This is a genomic window from Legionella sp., assembly GCF_965140895.1.
Taxonomy (GTDB): Bacteria; Pseudomonadota; Gammaproteobacteria; order Legionellales; family Legionellaceae; genus Legionella.
On the sequence record NZ_CBCSKT010000150.1, the window covers coordinates 1 to 1,068 of the forward strand.

The following is a 1,068-nucleotide window of genomic DNA, read 5'->3' on the forward strand; positions in this document are numbered from 1 at the left end:
GCCTAAAGGATTTTGCACACCGCGTAAGAATTCTAAATGAGCACTGTCTGCTTGAGCGGTTCTCATACCAATCCAAGGGAGATGCGTGGATAAGTTATACCACAAGCCATCTTCCAATTGCCGAGTCAGGGCTTGCTCATAATGCAGATGAAGTGCTTCATGAGAGGTATAAAAATCAACCTTCGATAAATTACTGGATTGAATACCATCAATAGTTTCCAGAAAATCTAAAGCATCGCTAATTGAATTAACTAATGTTTTATATTCTTCTTTTTGTTGAGAATGTTCTACAAAACTTAAATCCCAACGTTGAGGATGACTCAAATCTGCGAAACCACTATCCAATAAAGCACGAATAAAATTCAGGGTGATGCCTGAATAACTGTATGCCTGAAGCAATAAATTAGGATTAGGTTCTCTGGCTTCTGGAGTAAACTCTGGCGAATTAACCAAGTCACCGCGATAACTGGGTAAAGTAATCCCATCAATAGTTTCAAAATCAGACGAACGTGGTTTGGCGTATTGCCCAGCAATGCGGCCAACGCGAATAATGGGTTTGCGTAGACCATGCAATAAGATCAAACTCATTTGCAGCATGATTTTCAATTTATTGCTGATAATACCTGAGCGACAATCATTAAATGATTCAGCACAATCACCGCCTTGAAGAATAAAGGCTTCACCGCGTCCCGCGCGGGCAATCTCTCTTTTTAACTGTTTTACTTCACTACTGGTAACCAGTGGTGGCAGCAGACTCAATTGATCCACAGCCTTTTTTAGCTGTGTTTCATCAGCATAGTTTGCAGCTTGCAAATACGAGCGCTGGAGCCAGGAAGTTGGCGACCATTTTTGCATAATAAATCCAAGTGGCTTTTTCGGTGTCTAAGTATGGAATAAATGGACACATACTGCAACAGGGCCTGTTTACATTTCTACTATCTTGGTCCCAATGCCCCGATTTCCTGTACTCCTATGCTCTCATACTGATGTATACTGTGTTTCGACGCTCAGAAATCGAGGCATTGGGACTTAAGCTAGCGAAGAAACTTATTTTAAAACCAGCCCTTG

Annotated in this window: 1 protein-coding gene; it reads right to left on the reverse strand. The window is 41.4% G+C overall.

The window, feature by feature from the left end; translation table 11 throughout:
• On the reverse strand, window positions 1–855 hold an 855-nt coding region (locus ACQY7T_RS13600), incomplete at its 3' end, for a 3-deoxy-7-phosphoheptulonate synthase (RefSeq protein WP_428414066.1).
• Window positions 856–1,068 lie beyond the last annotated feature (213 nt).